The sequence below is a fragment of the Herbidospora galbida genome (assembly GCF_005233835.1).
GTDB lineage: Bacteria > Actinomycetota > Actinomycetes > Streptosporangiales > Streptosporangiaceae > Herbidospora > Herbidospora galbida.
Genome location: NZ_SZQA01000005.1, coordinates 229,048 through 247,272 on the forward strand (window position 1 = coordinate 229,048; position 18,225 = coordinate 247,272).

General features: G+C 69.6%; 15 protein-coding genes. 10 read left to right on the plus strand and 5 right to left on the minus strand.

Going from position 1 to position 18,225, the window contains the following annotated elements; translation table 11 throughout:
- The first annotated feature begins 42 nt into the window (after positions 1–42).
- Positions 43–1,815: a S9 family peptidase gene (locus tag FDA94_RS08505; RefSeq protein WP_137246466.1), complete on the plus strand. Its 1,773-nt coding sequence runs from the start codon at positions 43–45 to the stop codon at positions 1,813–1,815.
- Positions 1,816–1,953: 138 nt separating this feature from the next.
- The gene (locus FDA94_RS08510; protein WP_137246467.1) at positions 1,954–3,168 is read left to right on the plus strand and encodes an MFS transporter; all 1,215 of its coding nucleotides are present in this window, start codon (positions 1,954–1,956) and stop codon (positions 3,166–3,168) included.
- Here FDA94_RS08510 and FDA94_RS08515 read toward each other — a convergent pair.
- A complete protein-coding gene (locus tag FDA94_RS08515) occupies positions 3,055–4,503 on the minus strand; it encodes a PP2C family protein-serine/threonine phosphatase (protein WP_137246468.1) in 1,449 nt (482 codons plus the stop codon). The two genes, FDA94_RS08510 and FDA94_RS08515, sit on opposite strands and share 114 nt — an antisense overlap.
- Positions 4,504–4,695: 192 nt before the next feature.
- On the opposite strand from FDA94_RS08515, the gene FDA94_RS08520 reads away from it, so the two are divergent.
- The 3 genes from FDA94_RS08520 (at position 4,696) to FDA94_RS08530 (ending at position 10,146) form a co-directional block, all read left to right on the plus strand.
- Positions 4,696–8,892 carry a HAMP domain-containing protein gene (locus FDA94_RS08520; RefSeq protein WP_170990837.1) on the plus strand — a complete coding sequence of 1,399 codons (4,197 nt, stop codon included), beginning with the start codon at positions 4,696–4,698 and terminating at the stop codon, positions 8,890–8,892.
- Between the two features lie 3 nt (positions 8,893–8,895).
- Positions 8,896–9,522, plus strand: a complete 627-nt coding sequence (locus FDA94_RS08525; protein ID WP_137246469.1) for a response regulator — start codon at positions 8,896–8,898, stop codon at positions 9,520–9,522.
- A 207-nt stretch (positions 9,523–9,729) separates the two neighbouring features.
- Positions 9,730–10,146 (plus strand): hypothetical protein, encoded by a 417-nt coding sequence (locus tag FDA94_RS08530; protein WP_137246470.1) that lies wholly within the window; start codon positions 9,730–9,732, stop codon positions 10,144–10,146.
- Between the two features lie 220 nt (positions 10,147–10,366).
- Here the strand turns inward: FDA94_RS08530 and FDA94_RS08535 are convergent, their stop codons facing one another.
- On the minus strand, positions 10,367–11,545 hold the full coding sequence (locus FDA94_RS08535; protein ID WP_137246471.1) for an NYN domain-containing protein: 1,179 nt from the start codon (positions 11,543–11,545) through the stop codon (positions 10,367–10,369).
- Between the two features lie 120 nt (positions 11,546–11,665).
- Complete coding sequence (locus FDA94_RS08540; protein WP_170990838.1) at positions 11,666–12,205, minus strand: RNA polymerase sigma factor; 540 nt, start codon at positions 12,203–12,205, stop codon at positions 11,666–11,668.
- 146 nt (positions 12,206–12,351) lie between these two features.
- On the opposite strand from FDA94_RS08540, the gene pyrE reads away from it, so the two are divergent.
- Positions 12,352–12,888, plus strand: a complete 537-nt coding sequence (pyrE, locus tag FDA94_RS08545) for an orotate phosphoribosyltransferase (RefSeq protein WP_137246473.1) — start codon at positions 12,352–12,354, stop codon at positions 12,886–12,888.
- On the opposite strand, the gene FDA94_RS08550 is transcribed toward pyrE, so the two are convergent.
- Together FDA94_RS08550 and FDA94_RS08555 are read right to left on the minus strand one after the other, a co-directional pair.
- Entirely contained in the window at positions 12,860–13,294 is a 435-nt protein-coding gene (locus FDA94_RS08550) for a hypothetical protein (protein ID WP_137246474.1), read from the minus strand. The genes pyrE and FDA94_RS08550 overlap by 29 nt on opposite strands.
- Positions 13,295–13,370: 76 nt before the next feature.
- Positions 13,371–14,063 carry a DedA family protein gene (locus tag FDA94_RS08555; RefSeq protein WP_137246475.1) on the minus strand — a complete coding sequence of 231 codons (693 nt, stop codon included), beginning with the start codon at positions 14,061–14,063 and terminating at the stop codon, positions 13,371–13,373.
- A gap of 117 nt (positions 14,064–14,180) precedes the next feature.
- Here FDA94_RS08555 and fbaA point away from each other — a divergent pair, with 117 nt between their 5' ends.
- The 4 genes from fbaA (at position 14,181) to FDA94_RS08575 (ending at position 18,097) form a co-directional block, all read left to right on the plus strand.
- Positions 14,181–15,203: a class II fructose-bisphosphate aldolase gene (gene fbaA / locus FDA94_RS08560; RefSeq protein WP_137246476.1), complete on the plus strand. Its 1,023-nt coding sequence runs from the start codon at positions 14,181–14,183 to the stop codon at positions 15,201–15,203.
- 127 nt (positions 15,204–15,330) lie between these two features.
- Positions 15,331–15,747 (plus strand): DUF3151 domain-containing protein, encoded by a 417-nt coding sequence (locus FDA94_RS08565; protein ID WP_137246477.1) that lies wholly within the window; start codon positions 15,331–15,333, stop codon positions 15,745–15,747.
- 99 nt (positions 15,748–15,846) lie between these two features.
- Positions 15,847–17,130: an adenylosuccinate synthase gene (locus tag FDA94_RS08570; protein ID WP_137246478.1), complete on the plus strand. Its 1,284-nt coding sequence runs from the start codon at positions 15,847–15,849 to the stop codon at positions 17,128–17,130.
- A 67-nt stretch (positions 17,131–17,197) separates the two neighbouring features.
- A complete protein-coding gene (locus tag FDA94_RS08575; protein WP_137246479.1) occupies positions 17,198–18,097 on the plus strand; it encodes a glycerophosphodiester phosphodiesterase family protein in 900 nt (299 codons plus the stop codon).
- Positions 18,098–18,225: the final 128 nt, after the last annotated feature.

The window sequence follows — 18,225 nt, forward strand, 5'->3', positions numbered from 1 at the left end:
CATACTTGACCGCGACCGACGGCGGACCCGGGAGGAAAGCCGATGAAGGCCGAGGAACGCTGGCAGACCAGGTTCCGTTCCCCGCGTATGACGCTGCCCACCTGGGCTCGTCAGGCCCCGCACCACGCGGTCTACCGCAGTAACGCCTCCGGCACCTGGGAGATCTACGCCTGGGACCGGGCCACCGGCACCAGCCGCCAGGTGACCGACCGGCCCAACGGCACGGCCTACGGCGACATCGACCCCACCGGCCAGTGGATCTGGTGGTTCGCCGACACCGACGGCGACGAATACGGCGTCTGGATCCGCCAGCACTTCCACGGCGGCGCGGCCCGCCCGCTCGACATCTCCCCGGGCCACCCTGCCGGTCTCGCGCTGGCCGCGAACGGCACCGCCGCCATCGGGCGTTCGTGCCGGCTGGGCTTCCAGATCGTCCTGATGGGCGAGGACACCGAGCCGACCGTGCTCTACCAGCACAAGGAGTCGGCCTCCGTGGCCGGCATCTCCCTCGACGGCTCCCTGATCGCCATCGACCACAGCGAGCACGGCGACGCCCGCCACCCGGCCCTGCGCGTGGTGAAGAAGAACGGCTCGGTCGTCGGCGACCTCTACGACGGCCCCGGCAAGGGCGTGCGCGGCATCCGCTTCTCCCCCGTCCTGGGCGACCGCCGCCTGCTGGTCCTGCACGAGCGCCGAGGCCGCCACGAGCCGCTGGTCTGGGACCCGCTGACCGGCGAGCAGCGCGAGATCTACCTCCGCGACCCCGGAGAGGTCACCGCCGACTGGTACGACGACGGCCGCGCCCTCCTGATCGTCAACCACCACCGTGGCCGCACCCAGCTCTTCAAGTACGACCTCGTCGGCGGCGCGATGACCACGATCGAGACGCCCCACGGCGTGATCGAGTCGGCCGCCACCCGCCCCGACGGCACGGTCGAGTACTCCTGGTCGAGCGCCGCCCACGCGCCCGTGATCCGGTCGAGCCACGGCCACGTGGTCATGAGCCCCGGCCCGACCGCGCCCCCGTCGGTCCCGGTCGAGGACGTCGACGTCGAGGGCCCCGGCGGCTGGATCCACGCGATGATCTCCCGGCCCACCGGCCAGGCGGCCCCCTACCCGACCGTGTTCCTGCTGCACGGCGGCCCGTCGGCGCAGGACAACGACTCGTTCCTGCCTCACGTGGCGGCCTGGGTCGACAGCGGCTTCGCGGTCGTCCGGGTCAACTACCGGGGCTCCATCGGCTACGGCTCGGCCTGGCGCGACGCCCTCCACGGCGACGTCGGCCACATCGAACTGGCCGACGTGTCGGCGGTCCGCGACTGGGTGGTCAACCGGGGCATCGCCGACCCCGACCGGCTGATCCTGGCGGGCGGCTCGTGGGGCGGCTACCTGACCCTGCTCGGCCTCGGCACCCAGCCCAAGGTCTGGAGCGCCGGCATCGCGGCCGTCCCGATCGCCGACCACCGCGCGACCTACGAAGACGAGTCGGAGGTCCTCCGCTCCCTCCACCGCGCCCTGCTCGGCGGCTCCCCCGAAGAGGTCCCGGAACGTTACGCGGCCTCCTCCCCGATCACCTACGCCGACATGGTCGAGGCGCCGCTGCTGATCCTGGCCGGGGAGAACGACCCCCGCTGCCCGATCAGGCAGATCGAGAGCTTCATCGAGGCCGTCCCGGGCCCGTGCCAGGTCTACCGCTACGACGCCGGCCACGCCTCCCTGGTCGTCGAGGAACGCATCCGCCAGATGCGCACCCAGATCGAGTTCGCGACCCGCGTCATGGACGGCCGCAAACAACCCGCCACCCCAGGCCTCTGAGCAACGCCTTACGGACGACGCCACCAGAACAACGGGCGGCGGCTTCGTGCCAGCGGACCTTTGAGCCGCAGCACCGGGTTCGTCGATCGTGATGCCGGAGGCGAAATAGGCGTGGGGTCCCGTAGCGCTGTTCCGCGCATGCGCGTCGCTCTGCTGGCTTTGGCGGTCAGTTCCTTCGGAATCGGGGTCTCCGAGTTCGTGATCATGGGCCTGCTGCCCGTCGTCGCGGCCGACCTCGACACCTCGGTGCCGGTCGCCGGCAACCTCGTCGCCGCCTACGCCATCGGCGTCGTGGTGGGCGCGCCCCTGCTCGCGGCAGCGGGCGTGCGGATGTCGCGCAAGCGCCTGCTCGTGGCCCTGATGGCCTTCTTCGTGGTGGGCAACCTGCTCTCGGCGCTCGCGCCGGGCTTCTGGTGGCTGACCGCCGGGCGGTTCGTCGCCGGGCTGCCGCACGGCGCGTTCTTCGGCGTGGCCTCGGTCGTGGCCGCGCGGCTGGCCAGGAAGGGGCGCGAAGGCCGGGCGGTGGCGAGCATCCTGCTCGGCCTGACGCTGGCCAACATCGTCGGCGTGCCCGGCGCGACGCTGCTCGGGCAACATCTCGGCTGGCGGGCCACCTTCCTCGTGGTCACCGCCATCGGGGTGCTCGCGCTGGTCGCGCTGGTGCTGCTGATTCCGTACACGCCGCCGGAACCGCACCAGAGCCTCAGGCGTGAGCTGCGGGCCTTCCGGAACCGGAGGGTGCTGCTGTTCCTCGGCACCGCGATCTTCGGTTTCGGCGGGGTCTTCGCCGCCTACGCCTACCTGGCGTCGATCACCACCGAGGTCATGGGCCTGCCCGAGAGCGCGGTCCTGTGGATCCTGGCGCTGGCCGGCGTCGGCATGACCGTCGGCGTGGCCGCCGCCGGGCCGCTGACCGACCTGGCCGCCCGCCCGACCGCCTATGGGAGCCTCGCGGGGCTGGCGGGGGTGCTGGTGGTCTTCTACCTCTGGCCGAACCCGGTCATGATCGTGCCGATCCTCGCCATCGGCTTCCTGATGACCGCGCCGCTGCAGACCATGGTCATCCGGTACGCGAACGACGCCCCCACCCTGGCCGCTGCGTCGAACCACTCGGCCTTCAACCTCGCCAACGCGGGCGGGGTCTATCTGGGCGGCCTGGCCATCGCGGCGGGCTGGGGCTGGATGTCGTCGGCTCTGGTCGGGGCGGCCCTGGCCGTCGTGGGCCTGGGCGTGATGCTGCTAGAGCGGCTCGACCGGCGCCCGGAGCACGAGGATGGCCAGGTCGTCGGCGCTGGGCTCGGGGGCGAAGTCCTGGACGGCGCGCCTGATCCGCTCGGCGACCGCGCGGGCTGACAGGTCGACGCACTCGGCGAGCAGCTTGGCCAGCCCGCTCTCGTCGTCGAGGAGCCGCGACCCCTGCCGCCGCTCGGTCACCCCGTCGGTCACGCCCAGGAGCACGTCTCCCGGCTCCAGGTGGATCGAGTCGGCCTCGAACTCGGCCTCGGGGAAGACGCCCAGCAGCGACTGCGGCGAGCCCACGACGTCGACGACCCCGCTCGGCCGCAGCCGCAGCGCCTCGGGGTGCCCGGCCGAGACCAGCCGCATGTCGAGCCCGTCGGCGGCGATGGTGATCTCACCGTGCAGCAGGGTCAGGAAGCGGGCCCGCTCGCCCTCTTCGAGGATCGCCTGGTTCAGCCGCCCGACCACGGCCGCGACGCCGTAGCCCTCGCGGGCCAGCAGCCGGATGGTGTGCCGGGCCAGGCCGGTGACGGCGGCGGCGGAGGGGCCGGTGCCGCAGACGTCGCCGATGGCGAACCGCCAGACGCCGTCGCCGATCGGGAACAGGTCGTAGAAGTCGCCGCCGACCTCGTTGGTCTCGCCCGCCGGTTCGTAGATCACATAGGAGTCGAGGCCGGGCGTGCGAGGCTCCTCGGGCGGCAGCAGGCTCCGCTGCAGCGCCCGGTTGGCCGCCGCCTGCTGGGCGTAGAGGCGCGCGTTGTCGAGCGCGAGCGCGGCCCGGCGGGCCAGGTCTTCGGCGAGTTGGAGGCTCTCGTCGGGGAACCGGTCGCGACGGCCCAGGCACATGACGCCCAGCCGCCGCCCGCGCGCGGTCAGCGGGAACCCGAGGGCCTGTGTGCCGTCGATGTTGAGCACGGCGGGCCCGTCGGCCGACGGCAGCACCACGTCGGTCAGCCGCGCCCGCAGGGCGTCGCTCTGGGCCTCGTCGGCGTGCCAGAGGTAGTCGAGCCGCAGCGGCCCGGTGCCCTGGTCGGCCGTGTAGACCGCGCACCAGGAGGCCAGCCGGGGCACCACGATCTGGGCGATGATCGCCGGCACCATGCCGGGGTCGAGCGTGCCGGCGAGCAGATCGCTCGCGTCGGCCAGGAACCCCAGCCAGCCGGGGCTGGGCGTGGGCTCGGTCCAGGCCTCTTCCTCCGGTACGCCGCCACCTCCCGGCAGGTCGAGCCGCGCCCAGCGGACCCGGGAGTTGCCGGAGAACGAGACCCCCCAGTCGGCCGCGTCGAGCGGCGGACCGTAGTCATGACCGCGCTCGATGACCTCAAGCTGGATAGAGTCGCCTTGGTGGAGCCATCTCACCTCGAACGATTCGCCGGAGACCCCTTCGACGAGCGCCCGGGTGAGCCGCTCGGCTTCAGCGCCTACGGGCATGGCGGCCCACGCGGTCATCACCTCCTGGGTGAACCGCTTCGCCGCCGGAACGGCCGTCTCGCCGGTCGTGAAAGACGCCGCGAGAACAGCACGTGGAGAATTCGCCACTGCACTCGTGCTTACCACAATTCGCTCTGACGCGTGGTCAATCAACGGCCGGTGGAGCTACCACGGAACGTGACAGACTGGGCGTACACGTAAGGAGGCCCCATGACGCGTGCGGACGTCGAACCGGCCCGGACCGAACGCAGCTACACCGAGTCTGATCTGAAGCCGCTCCTGGACACGCTGACCGTGTGGCGAGACGGAGACTTCCGCCGGAGAGTCCCGCACGCCCCGCCCGGCATCCTGAGCGAGATCCGGTTGCTGCTGAACGAGGTGGCCGACCGCCGGGAACACCTGGCCAACGAGCTCGCCCGGGTCCGCCGCGAGGTGATCAAGGAGGGCCGCTTCGGCGAACGCCTGACCCCCGGGCCCGGTGTGGGCTCGTGGGCCGAGAGCGTCGAGTCGGTCAACGGCCTGATCGACGCCCTGGTCACGCCGGTGACCGGCGCCGCCGACGTGATCGACGCCGTGGCCAAGGGCGACCTGTCGCAGCGCATCGACCTCGACCGCGCCGCCAGAGGCGAGGTACGCCGCCTCGGCAAGGCCATCAACGGCATGGTCGACCAGCTCGCCCTGTTCACCGGCGAGGTGACCCGGGTGGCCCGCGAGGTCGGCACCGAGGGCAAGCTCGGCGGCCGGGCCAACCTGCGCGGCATGTCCGGCAGCTGGCGCGACCTGACCGAGGCCGTGAACACGATGTCCAGCCGCGTCTCCGCACAGGTGCGCGACATCGGTGAGGTCACCACGGCCGTCGCCAACGGCGACCTGTCACGCAAGGTGACCGTCGACGCCGTCGGCGAGATGTTCGAGCTCAAGATCACTGTCAACACGATGGTGGACCAACTTTCCGCCTTCGCCGAAGAGGTGACCCGAGTCGCCCGCGAGGTCGGCACCGAGGGCAAGCTCGGCGGCCAGGCACAGGTGCGCGGGGTGTCGGGGGTCTGGAAGGACCTCACCGACAACGTCAACTTCATGGCCAACAACCTGACCAGCCAGGTCCGCCAGATCGCCGCCGTCTCCACCGCCGTCGCCCAGGGCAACCTGACCAAGAAGATCACCGTGGACGCCCAGGGCGAGATCCTGGAGCTGAAGGAGACCCTCAACACGATGGTCGACCAGCTCTCGGGCTTCGCCGACGAGGTGACGCGAGTCGCCCGCGAGGTCGGCACCGAGGGCCGGTTGGGCGGCCGCGCCGAGGTGAAGGGCGTGTCGGGCGTCTGGAAGGACCTCACCGACAACGTCAACTCGATGGCCAAGAACCTGACCTACCAGGTCCGCAACATCGCCCAGGTCACCACCGCCGTCGCGGGCGGCGACCTGACCCGCAAGATCGACGTCGACGCCCAGGGCGAGATCCTGGAACTCAAGTCGACCATGAACACGATGGTCGACCAGCTCTCGTCGTTCGCGGCGGAAGTGACACGTGTGGCCCGCGAGGTCGGCACCGAAGGCCGGTTGGGCGGTCAGGCCCAGGTGCGCGGCGTGTCGGGGGTCTGGAAGGACCTCACCGACAACGTCAACTTCATGGCCAACAACCTGACCAGCCAGGTCCGCCAGATCGCCGCCGTCTCCACCGCCGTCGCCCAGGGCAACCTGACCAAGAAGATCACCGTGGACGCCCAGGGCGAGATCCTGGAGCTCAAGGACACGATGAACACGATGGTCGACCAGCTCTCGTCGTTCGCCGACGAGGTCACCCGCGTCGGCCGCGAGGTGGGCACCGAGGGCAAGCTGGGCGGGCAGGCCCGCGTGCCCGGCGTGTCGGGGGTCTGGAAGGACCTCACCGACAACATCAACTCGATGGCGACCAACCTGACCTACCAGGTCCGCAACATCGGCGAGGTCACCACGGCGGTCGCGGGCGGCGACCTGACCCGCAAGATCGACGTCGACGCCCAGGGCGAGATGCTCGTCATGAAGACCACGATCAACACGATGGTCGACCAGCTGTCGTCGTTCGCCTCCGAGGTGACCCGAGTCGCCCGCGAGGTGGGCTCCGAGGGCCAGCTGGGCGGTCAGGCCCGCGTCGAGGGCGTCGAGGGCTCCTGGAAGCGCCTCACCGAGAACGTCAACGAGCTGGCCGGGAACCTGACCACGCAGGTGCGCGCCATCGCCGAGGTGACCAGCGCGGTCGCCCGCGGCGACCTGACCCGGTCGATCACCGTCGAGGCGCCGGGCGAGCTGGCGCAGCTGAAAGACAACATCAACACGATGGTGTCCAACCTGCGCGACACCACCAACGCCAACCAGCAGCAAGACTGGCTGAAGTCGAACCTGGCCCGGATCTCCCGCCTGATGCAGGGCCACCGCGACATGATCGAGGTCGCCCGGCTGATCATGAGCGAGCTGACGCCGCTCGTGTCGGCCAGCTACGGCGCCTGTTACCTGGTCGTCGACGGCGAGCTGACGCTCATCGCCGGCTACGGCATCCAGCCCGGCCGCAGCCCCCGGCAGCGGTTCGCCCTGGGCGAGGGCATCGTCGGGCAGGCCGCCCTGGAGGCCAAGCAGATCATCATCCACCAGGTGCCGCCCAACTCGTTCACGATCGACACGGCGCTGACCTCCTCGCGCCCGGCCCAGATCGTGGTGGTGCCGATCCTGTTCGAGAGCCACGTGCTGGGCGTGCTCGAGATGGCCTCGTTCGCCAAGTTCTCCGACGTGCACCTCGACCTGCTGACCCAGCTCGTGGAGTCGATCGGGGTCACGATCAACACGATCATCGCGAACTCCCGTACCGAAGATCTGCTGAAGGAGAGCCAGCGGCTCGCGACCGAGCTCCAGGAGCGGTCCGACGAGCTGCAGCGGCAGCAGGAGGAGCTGCGGCGCTCCAACGCCGAGCTCGAAGACAAGGCCGCGCTGCTGGCCAAGCAGAACCGCGCGATCGAGATCCAGAACTTCCAGATCGAGCAGGCCCGCCGGACGCTGGAGGAGCGCGCCGAGCAGCTCGCGGTCTCCAGCCGCTACAAGAGCGAGTTCCTGGCCAACATGTCCCACGAGCTGCGCACGCCGCTGAACAGCCTGCTCGTGCTGGCCAAGCTGCTGACCGAGAACTCCGAGGGCAACCTCACCGACCAGCAGGTCGAGTTCGCCAAGACCATTCACGGCGCCGGTTCGGCCCTGCTCCAGCTGATCAACGACATCCTCGACCTGTCGAAGGTCGAGGCCGGCCGGATGGACATCCACCCGGCCGAGCTGTCGCTTCCGAAGCTCTACGACTACGTCGACGCCGCCTTCGCCCCGCTGGCCCAGGACAAGGGCCTGTCGTTCGCGATCGACGTCGACGAGGCGGTGCCGACCGAGATGCGCACCGACGAGCAGCGCCTCCAGCAGGTGCTGCGCAACCTGCTCTCCAACGCGGTCAAGTTCACCCCGCGCGGCGAGGTCAGGCTGCGGGTCCGCCCGGCCGGCGACGTCGCCTTCGTCGACGAGACCCTGCAGACCAGCGACAACATCCTGGCCTTCTCGGTCGTCGACACCGGCATCGGCATCGCGCCCGACAAGCTCGACGTGATCTTCGAGGCGTTCCGGCAGGCCGACGGCACCACCAGCCGCAAGTACGGCGGCACCGGCCTCGGCCTGTCGATCTGCCGTGACATCGCCCGCCTGCTCGGCGGCGAGATCCACGTCGACAGCGAACCCGGCCACGGCAGCGCCTTCACGCTGTACCTGCCCACCACCTACGCGGGCCCGCTGTCGGCCCGCGACGGCGGCGCGGCGACGTCACTGGCCGGGGTCGAACGCCCCGAGCAGACCCTCCAGGTGACCACCGACGAGGTGCTTCCGGAGCTCCCGCTCCCGGCGGGCCTGCCGCCGGCGCGTCCGGCGGAGGACGTGAACGGCCGCGACTGGGTCGGCGACGACCCGCTGACCGGCGCGAAGATCCTCATCGTCGACGACGACATCCGTAACGTGTTCGCGCTGACGAGCGTCCTGGAACGCCACGGCACGACGGTGGTCTACGGCGAGAACGGCCGCGAGGGCATCGAGCAGCTCGAACGCAACGAGGACGTCGCCCTGGTCTTGATGGACATCATGATGCCCGAGATGGACGGTTGGGCCACGACGTCCGCGATCCGGCGAATGCCCCAGTTCGCCGACCTCCCGATCATCGCCCTGACCGCTAAGGTCATGCGGGGCGACCGCGAGAAGAGCATCGCGTCGGGCGCCTCCGACTACGTGCCCAAGCCGGTCGACGTCGACCGTCTTCTCGAACGCCTGCGCGGCTGGCTCATGCGAGGGCGTGTATCGGGTAGTTCTGGTCGGGCAGACTCGGATGCGACGGATTCCACTGAAGGTGCGTGATCGATGCCAGACCGGGCGAAGATCCTCATGGTCGACGACCGCGAGGAGAACCTCATCGCACTTGAGGCCATCCTCAGCTCTCTCGACCTGACCCCCGTCCGCGCCCGCTCCGGGGAAGAGGCTCTCAAAGCCCTGCTCAGCACCGAGTTCGCGCTGATCCTCCTCGACGTCCGCATGCCCGGCATGGATGGCTTCGAGACCGCCGCCCACATCAAGCGCCGCGAACGCACGCGGAACATCCCGATCATCTTCCTGACGGTCGTCGACAGCGCCCCCGACTACGCCTTCCGCGGCTACCAGGCGGGCGCCGTCGACTACCTGACCAAGCCCTTCGACCCGTGGGTGCTCCGGGCGAAGGTGGCCGTCTTCGTCGAGCTCTACAACATGAACCGCCGCCTGGCCGAGCAGGCCGCCCTGCTCCGCGAACGCCTCGCCACCGAACTGCCCGGCAACGGCGACCAGCCCGCCGTCCTGCCGGAACTCGCCCGCCGCCTCACGGCCGTGGAAGAGGAACTCGACCGGGTACGCGACCTCGCCCGCAAGAACGGCGACTCCCCGCTGAGCGGCCCCCTGTCGGACCTGAGCCAGCGCATCGCCAACCTGAGAGCGGGCTTCGACGCCCTGAGCTGAACCTCGACGCTTCGAGCCGGTCGGCTGAGAACGCGTCGGAAGTGGCTTCGTCAACGTGCTCATGGGCGGACTCTTGCCTTGGCCGGCCGGTTTGACAACCTGTAACCTTCCAGGTTGCCGCTCTCCGGGCGCGCTTGCGATTCTGCGACGGCAGGTTTCGTGATCGCAGAGCGGAGAATCCACATGCGCATTCAAAGGTTACGCAAAATGGCGGCGGTCGCCGGTCTGGCCGCCTCGGCCGCTTTCCTCGTGCCGGTGTCACCGGCCTACGCGGGAGGCAACTGCTCGGTGGTGTGCGGGAGAGTGGTCAACGACAGCACCACGGGAATCACCGCCTTCCAGCACTGGACCTGCTCGACGGGCACCACCGGAACCGCGAGCACCGGCTGCGTGGCCTCGTCGCCGACGATGTGGCTCACCACCTTCGCCAGCACACCCAGCGGCCAGGACTGGGACGCTTTCCGCGTCGACGCCGGATGGTGCTACCGCGTCCTTCTCGAGGTCCCCGGCAAGGCTTGGACGATGACGTACAACCGCTCGACCTCCAGCACTCCGGTCTACGTCAAAGTCGAAAACTGGGGCCTGGCCACGATCAAGGCGCAGAAGCGCGGCTCCTGCCCATGACGACCCGCGCATTCGGGCCGGCGAGCAGCTCCGGGTGCACGTGGCAGCGATGCGGGGACCCCTACCCGTCACGCAGAACCGTTGAACGCCGCCTCAACCAGATCGAGCGAAGGCGAGGCCTGGCCACCGCTACGACAAGCGGCCGGCTACCTGGCGGGCCTCCACCTACGAGGGGCCGTCGTCTGGATCCACAGCCTCCGACCTGCCTGAGCTCCAGAACCTAGCGGCGGGCCCGCTCCAGGGCGTCCCAGAAGCCCCTTCGCAGGGCGTGGCGGACTTCGTCGTGGAGCAGGAAGTCGATCGGGAGCGACGAGCCCTGCAAGAGCCTGGCCTCTAGGTCGGAGGGCATGCGCGGCTTACGGGCCAGCACTGCCTCCAGCCAGAGCGCGGGCGCGTCGCGCGCTATCGAGTCGCCGAAGTCGTGGCCTTCCTTGTGGGCCGCCTTGACCGCCTCGGCGAGCGTGGTCGTGCCGCCGCTGTGGGCGGCCACCGGAGCGGCCTGGGGGCCCGTGTAGGGGCCGAGCTGGGCGGCGGGGAAGCTGCCCGTGTTGCTCTCGCGGTAGCCGCCGTCTCTGCTGCCGTGGGAACCCTGGTATTGGGGCTGCGGGGGCGCGGGAGGCGGCGGGGCGGGCTGCGGAGGCGGCTCGGGGGCGGGGTTGTAGGTGTAGGTCGGCGTCGGCTGCCTCGGGGGCGGGGCCGCGTGGGAGCCCTTCGACTGGGGCTGGGGCTGGGGTTGGGGCTGGGGCACCTGGGTCGGCGGAGGCGGCGCGGGCGCCGGAGCGGCGGGCGGCAGGGCCGCCTGGGCGCCGTTCAGGGCCGGGAGGGCGCCGGTGGTGCGGGTGCCGTTCTGGGCGGCCTCGGCGCCGGTCGAGAGGGTCACGAACGGGCGCAGGTGGCCGCCGCTCATCTCGACCAGGTCGTCGCACTCCTGCCGGAGCGTGCGCGACACCGCCCAGCTGCCGTCGGAGGCGATGGAGATCACGGTCACCCGGATGCCGAGGTCCTGCGCGTCGCTGACCACCTGGGCCAGGTCTTCGTCGCCGCTGACCACGACGGCGTCGCAGACGGCGTTGTTGCGGGCCAGGGTCATCAGGTCGCGGTGGACCTGCGCGTCGACGCCCTCACGGCGGCCGGGCCGGATGCGGGCCAGGCGGAGCTTGAGGCCGGGGATGTCGGCCAGCACGTCGTGTTCGGGGGTGCGGCGGCCCTCGACCGTCGCCTCGTACCAGTAGCAGCGCAGCAGCGGCAGGCCGGTGCGCTCGCGGGCGAGGTTGGTCAGCAGTTGGAGCAGGCCCGGATAGTCCCAGGTGACGGCCTCACGGTGGCGGGTCCCGTGAACGGCCATCGCGCCATCGGCCAGCAAGTAGCCGGCGTCGACGAAAAGCGCGCAGCGATCCACGCGACACCGCCTTCCTTAACGTGGCCATCTCAGGGTAATCGGGTGGCTGATGGCGCGCGGATGAATCCCGCCGATTCTCTCCTCCGCGACCGTACCAGTTTGTCCCTTTATTGCCTCCTGTCACGTGCGCAGGTACGCGTCTCGCAGACCCCTTCTGGCCCGGTAGGCGAGGGCCGCCACGCCGTTGGCCGTCAGCCCCATGAGCGGGGCGATCTCGGCCGCCTGATGGTCTTCGACGGCGGTGTGCCACAGGACCATCCGCCAGCGTTCGGGCAGCGACCGGAAGGCCCGCGCGACGTCGGCCCGCTCGCAGCGCGCCAGCGCCGGATCGACGAAGGGCTCGCCGGGGGCGTACCGCTCGATCTCGTGGGTGGGGACGTCGCGGCGGTCGGCGCGGTCGTAGACGGCGCGGCGGACGGCGGCGAGGAGGTAGGGGCGGAACTCCCCCCTCGGGCCGCCGCCCCGGCGGATCAGGTCGAGGATGCGGGTGAAGGTCTCGGCGACGATGTCGTCGGCGTCGTCGATGGACCCGTGGCGGGACAGGTGCCGCGCCACGGCGCGGGCGGCGGGGCGGTGGCGTTCGTAGAGGGCGCCGTAGGCGGCGGAGTCGCCGGCCCGGAGGGCGTCGAGCAATTGCGCGTCGCTTTGCCCGATTTGCACACTCAATGTTACCTCTCGATTACCTGGGGTTGACCGCCTGATGATTCCGCGTCCGGGGCGTCTCCTAACACGACTGAGGGGAGTCAGAAAAACTGACTTGTTCCCAGGGCGGATTCACAGCGCGGACGGTCAATACGCTGAGGGTCATGACTGACCGAGAGCTTCTGCTGGACGAGATCAAGAACAAGGCCGTCGTGCACGGCCGGGTGACCCTTTCCTCGGGCAAGGAGGCCGACTACTACGTCGACCTGCGCCGCGTCACCCTCGACGGCACGGCGGCGCCGCTGGTGGGCCGGGTGATGCTCGACCTGACGGGCGATCTCGGCTTCGACGCGGTCGGCGGGCTGACCCTGGGCGCCGACCCGGTGGCCACCGCGATGGTCCACGCCGCCGCCGCGCGCGGTGAGCGGCTCGACGCCTTCGTGGTCCGCAAGGAGGGCAAGGCCCACGGCCTCCAGCGCCGCATCGAGGGCCCTGAGGTGGCCGGACGCCGGGTGCTGGCCGTGGAGGACACCACCACGACCGGGGGGTCGGTGCTGACCGCCGTACAGGCGTTGAACGAGGCCGGGGCGATCGTGGTGGGCATCGCGACGATCGTCCACCGGGGTGGCGACGACAACCTGGCGACGGCCGGGGTGCCCTATCGGTCGGCGTTCAGCTTGGCTGACCTTGGCCTCGGCTGACGGTGAAGGCGGCGCGCTCCCCGGGATCGACCGGGGGGCGCGGTTTGCCGTTCTCCCAGATCTTCACGAGTGAGGCGTCGTCGAGGACGACGTCGAGCTTGAGGTCGAAGTAGGCGACCTGCTCCCCCTTGGAGAGCTGCCCGTTGATCAGCACGTCGCCGCCCGGGATCCGGACGAACACGGGGCAGTTGTCGGCCTGACAGGTGATCTGGAGTGTGGCGGGGGCGGTGCGTGCGGCCTGGGCTGAGGCGGCCGGGGGAACCGGGGTGTCAGGGGCCTGAATGGGGTCGGTGGCGGTGAGCAGCCCTACGACGCCCACCACGATCAGCGACAGCAGTGCGCCTACCGCGAGCACGATGAGCACGATCCGGGCGATCCCCAACGGATCGGACCTATGTCGTCCCACTCTTCTGACGGTAACCGGTTGGCAAGCCCGAGCTGTCCGAAAAAGTAAGATATTACGATCGGCTATCGGCCGAAGGTCAGGCCGTCTCGCGGTGGTGCTTGCCCTTGGGCTCGGCCGCCGGGGTGATCGGAGACGCGCCGGACTTCCGGTTCTTCATGACCTCGCGGACGATCGGGATCACCGAGAGAAGGATGATCACCGCGGCGCCGGGCAGGATGTAGCGGTCGACGTTGGGCACCAGGTCACCGATGAAGTAGCCGAACAGCAGCAGGCCGTCGGTCCACAGGACGCCGCCCACGATGTTCCAGATGAGGAAGCGGCGCGGCTTCATGCCGAGCATGCCGGCGACCGGGTTCAGGAAGGTCCGGACGATCGGGATGAACCGGGCCAGCACGACGGCCTTCTCGGGGCCGAACTTCTCGAAGTAGTACTGCGCCTTCTCGACGTACTCCTGCTTGAACAGGCGGGAGTCGGGCCGGGCGAACAGGCGGGGGCCCGCCTTGGCGCCGATGTAGTGGCCCAGTTGCGCCCCCGCGATGGCGCAGATCGGCGCGCCGATCAGCAGCACCGGCAGAGGGAACGGCGTGTCGAGCCCGACCGCCGACGCCACCTTGGCCGACGCGCCCATCCCCGCGACCACCAGCAGCGAGTCGCCGGGCAGGAAGAAGCCGATCAGGAGACCGGTCTCGGCGAAGATGATGGTGAGAATGCCGATGAGCCCGAAGGTGACGATCCACCATTCGGCGCTGAGAAGATTCGTGACGTCCATCGCGAGAAGAGCGTACCCCGGCATGATGAAGATGGCGGCAACCCCGGCGCTTCACACATCCGGGCACGCTTCGGAATACTGGTCTACACCAATCCCCATCATTGGAGCTGACTTTCGATGCCTATCGCAACCCCAGAGGTCTACGCCGAGATGCTCGACCGGGCCAAGGCCGGCGGGTTCGCCTATCCGGCGATCAACGTGACGTCGTCGCAGACGCTGAACGCTGCGCTGCGCGGCTTCGCCGAGGCGGAGAGCGACGGCATCATCCAGGTCTCGACCGGCGGCGCCGAGTTCGCCTCGGGCACCACGGTCAAGGACATGGTCATCGGTGCCACCGCCCTTGCCGAGTACGCCCGCGTGGTCGCCGCGAAGTACAACGTGACGATCGCGCTGCACACCGACCACTGCCCGGCTGACAAGCTCGACGGGTTCATGCGCCCGCTGATCGAGATCTCGCGCGAGCGGGTCGCCCGCGGCCAGGAGCCGCTGTTCCAGTCGCACATGTGGGACGGCTCGGCCGTGCCGCTGGAGGAGAACCTCCAGATCGCCTCCGAGCTCCTCGACAAGTGCGCCGAGGCGCGCGTCGTCATGGAGATGGAGATCGGCGTCGTCGGCGGCGAGGAGGACGGCGTCTCCCACGAGATCAACGACAAGCTGTACACCACGCCCGAAGACGCCATCGCCACCGCCGAGGCGGTCGGCCTCGGCGAGCGCGGCCGCTACATGCTCGCCGCCACCTTCGGCAACGTCCACGGCGTCTACAAGCCGGGCGCGGTCAAGCTGCGCCCGTCGGTCCTGAAGGACATCCAGGACGCCGTCGGCAACAAGTACGGCAAGGACAAGCCGTTCGACCTCGTCTTCCACGGCGGCTCGGGCTCGCTGCTCGAGGAGATCCACGAGGCGATCTCGTACGGCGTCATCAAGATGAACATCGACACCGACACCCAGTACGCCTTCACCCGCCCGGTCGCCGACCACTTCTTCAAGAACTACGACGGCGTCCTGAAGGTCGACGGCGAGGTCGGCAACAAGAAGGCCTACGACCCGCGCGCCTACGGCAAGCTGGCCGAGGCCGGCATGGCCAAGCGCATCGTCGAGGCCTGCCAGCACCTCAAGTCGGCCGGCACCAAGCTGAGCTAAGTGCTATGCCTGGAAGGCCCGGATCGACGAAGATTCGGGCCTTTGGCATACGCAGGACTAAATGATTACGGTTTGCCGCTACTGGTAAGACAGTGTTCAAAGACCGATCACGAGAACGGGAGCCGCTGTGGAAACGCACGAGAACCTGCTGGCCGGCCCGCCCCCCACGCAGCTTCCCGACAACGCCGAGGCGCGCAAGATGATGGAGAGCGGGATCAAGGCGGCCGACGTCGCGGCCCGCTTCCCGACCTACTCCGCCGCCTGGGCCACCCTGGCCGACGACTACTTCGCGGCAGGTCACGCCATCACGTCGTACGCCTTCGCCCGCACCGGCTACCACCGGGGCCTCGACCAGCTGCGCCGCGCCGGGTGGAAGGGCCACGGGCCGATCCCGTGGGAGCACGAGCCCAACCGGGGGTTCCTGCGCTGCCTGAACGCGCTGGCCCGCGCGGCCAACGCGATCGGTGAGAAGGACGAGGCCGAACGCTGCCAGCAGTTCCTCCGTGACTCCTCACCGGAGGCGGCCGACGCGCTGTCGAACTGACCGGAGATCCCCTTTTTCCGGCAGCTCAGGTAGTCTCGGTTTGCAAGAGCCCCTGTCGCTTGCGTCAGGGGCTTTGGTTTTTGTTCCGGGAGATTGACCATGCCGGCTGTCGTTCTCGTGGGCGCCCAGTGGGGCGATGAGGGCAAAGGGAAGGCCACCGACATCCTCGGTGGCGTCGTCGACTACGTCGTCCGTTACCAGGGCGGCAACAACGCGGGTCACACCGTCGTCATCGGCGACCAGAAATACGCCTTGCATCTGCTGCCCACGGGAGTGCTGTCCCCCAACGTCACACCCGTGATCGGAAACGGCGTCGTCATCGACCCGGGCGTGCTGCTCGGCGAGATCGACGGGCTGGCCGCGCGGGGCATCGACTGTTCACGGTTGCTGATCTCGTCGAACGCGCATTTGATCATGCCTCACCACAAGGCCCTCGACAAGGTCACCGAGCGCTACCTCGGCAAGGCCAAGATCGGCACCACCGGGCGGGGCATCGGGCCGGCGTACGGCGACAAGATCTACCGGATGGGCATCCGGGTGCAGGACCTGCTCGACCCGGGCATCCTGCAGAAGAAGATCGAGGCCGCGCTCAACGAGAAGAACCAGATCCTCACCAAGATCTACAACCGCCGCGGGCTCGACCCGGCGAAGGTCCTGGAGGAGTACCTCGGCTACGCCGAGCGGCTGCGGCCCCACATCGCCGACACCGCGCTCATCCTGAGCAAGGCGCTCGACGACGACAAGTTCGTGCTGCTCGAGGGCGGCCAGGGCACGCTGCTCGACATCGACCACGGCACCTACCCGTTCGTGACCTCGTCGTCGCCGACGAGCGGCGGGGCGTGCGCGGGTTCGGGCATCCCGCCGACCCGCCTCAACCGGGTGATCGGGATCGTGAAGGCGTACACGACCCGAGTGGGTTCCGGCCCCTTCCCGACCGAGCTGCTCGACGAGACCGGCGAGTGGCTGCGCAAGACCGGGCACGAATACGGCACCACCACCGGCCGCAACCGCCGCTGCGGCTGGTACGACGCCGTGATCTCCCGCTACGCCGCGCGCATCAACGGCGTGACCGACTTCTTCCTCACCAAGCTCGACGTGCTGTCGGGCCTGGAGAAGATCCCGGTCTGCGTCGCCTACGACGTCAACGGCGTGCGCCATGACGAGATCCCGATGACCCAGACCGACTTCCACCACGCGAAGCCGATCTACGAGGAGTTCCCGGGCTGGGAGGAGGACATCACCTCCGCCAAGACCCTCGACGACCTGCCGCCCAACGCGCAGGCCTACGTCAAGGCGCTGGAAGACATCTCCGGCGCGCCGATCTCCGCGATCGGCGTCGGCCCCGGCCGCACCCAGACGCTGCAGATCAGGTCCCTGGTCTGAGTTGAGGCACGCCGATCGGAGCCCCAATACAGGGGACCGGTCGGCGTGCCTTATAGGGTTCGCGGTTGTGCACCGACCTGTTGAGTTGCACGGGCACCGGGGCGCCCGCGGCCTGCGGCCCGAGAACACCCTGCCCGGTCTCGCCTACGCGCTGGAGATCGGCGTCGACGCCATCGAGTTCGACGTCGTGCTGACCGCAGACCACCAGTTGGTCCTGAGTCACGACCTGACCGTCTCCGCGGTGACGAGCCGCGACACCGGCACCGAGCAACTGGTCGGCCGGCCGATCAACCAGCTCACCCTGACGCAGCTGCGCACCCTCGACGTGGGGGTGCGCCGCCCCGTGCGCGAGAACGACCCGTTCATGCGCACCCAGGTCGGCCGGCCCGACACCCGCATGCCCACGCTGAGCGCGGTGCTGGGGCTCGTCAGCGCCTACGGCGCCGACCACGTGCGGCTGAACGTCGAGCTCAAGTCAGACCCGACGCGGCCCGATCTGTCGGCCGACCCGAAGGTCTTCACGAATTTGGTCTTGGACGAACTGGCGCGGCACCGGCGGATCGACAACTCGGCCGTCCTGAGCTTCGACTGGCGGATCCTGGCGGCGGCGCGTGACTCCGTACCGAACAGATACGCGCTGGTCGAGGCGGCGACCATCGACCCGGTGTGGATGGCGGGCTTCGACATCCGCGACTTCGAGGTCGACATCGCGGGCGCGGCCGAGGCCGTCGGGGCGACCGTGCTGTCACCCGACCGGGTGCTCGTCGACAAGCAGCTGATGACGGGCGCGGCCCGGCGCGGGCTGCCCGTCGTGGTCTGGACGGTCAACGACCCCGTCGAGGCGGCCGAGCTGCTCGACCTGGGCGTGGCCGCGATCGTGACCGACTACCCCGACCGCATGCGGGAGCTGTGGGCCACGCGCGGCATCCCGCTCCCGCGTCCCGTGAAAGCGGTCGCCGCGGTCTAGATGTACTCGGCCATCAGGTTGGTGACTCGCCGGAGCTGATGCTTGATCAAATGGAAGACCTCCGGATGTGGTGGAGATTGCCGTCATCACCATCCCGGAGGTCTTCATGGCCCACGCTAACGCCCGCC